The sequence below is a fragment of the Helicobacter salomonis genome, assembly GCF_017979425.1.
GTDB lineage: Bacteria > Campylobacterota > Campylobacteria > Campylobacterales > Helicobacteraceae > Helicobacter > Helicobacter salomonis.
Genome location: NZ_JAERIS010000050.1, coordinates 1 through 1,037 on the forward strand (window position 1 = coordinate 1; position 1,037 = coordinate 1,037).

General features: G+C 44.6%; 1 rRNA gene. It reads left to right on the forward strand.

Annotation, left to right across the window (positions count from 1 at the left end):
- Positions 1 to 1,036, forward strand: a 23S ribosomal RNA gene (locus tag KCO92_RS07220); the annotation flags it as partial.
- Position 1,037 lies beyond the last annotated feature (1 nt).

The following is a 1,037-nucleotide window of genomic DNA, read 5'->3' on the forward strand; positions in this document are numbered from 1 at the left end:
TTAGTCAGACGCTGCAGACCCGAAGCCAAGTGATCTATCCATGGCCAAGTTGAAACGAGTGTAACAGCTTGTGGAGGACTGAACCCGTGCCCATTGAAACGGGCTGGGATGAGCTGTGGATAGGGGTGAAAGGCCAAACAAACTTGGTGATAGCTGGTTCTCTTCGAAATATATTTAGGTATAGCCTCAAGTCATAACAAGAGGGGGTAGAGCTCTGATTGGGCTAGGGCTGCTCGCCGCAGTACCAAACCCTGTCAAACTGCGAATACCTTTTGTTGTATCTTGGGAGTCAGGCGGTGGGTGATAAAATCAATCGTCAAGAGGGAAACAACCCAGACTACCAACTAAGGTCCCCAAGTTCTATTCTGAGTGGAAAAAGATGTGTGGTTACTCAAACAACCAGGAGGTTGGCTTAGAAGCAGCCATCCTTTAAAGAAAGCGTAACAGCTCACTGGTCTAGTGATCATGCGCTGAAAATATAACGGGGCTAAGATAGACACCGAAGTTGTAGGTTGCACGGCACAATTTAGATGATCTCAAATTGTTTTTGCTTTTTACGTTTTTATCAAGGGAGTTTTTATGTCTAGTTACTCTTCTTTATCTACGGATGAAGAAAAGTCAGTCGATGGGGTTTTACGCAAGATAGGTGCTTCTTGGTTTGTTTCCTATGCTTACTACAAGAATGTAGATAGCACACACAAGAATTGGAATTCAGACGAACTCAGGAAAGCATCAATCAAGGGACGCATATCCAGGTACGATCGCAATAAATCTTGCCATGCGGTTTGGTTAAAAAAGGTTTGTGATGAAATGGATGCAAAAAGACTAGGTCAAAACAAACTCAAGCCGAAATTAAGTGGTGAGCAAGTCAAGAGGATGGCGCGTGAGTTGCTTGAGAAACTAGATAAGTAATTCATTGATGTCGAAGGGGGTAAGGTCGTTTAAATTGTGCCGTGCAACGGTAGAAGAGCGTTCTGTGCAGCGTTGAAGGCATACCGGTAAGGAGTGTTGGAGCGCACAGAAGTGAGCATGCAGGA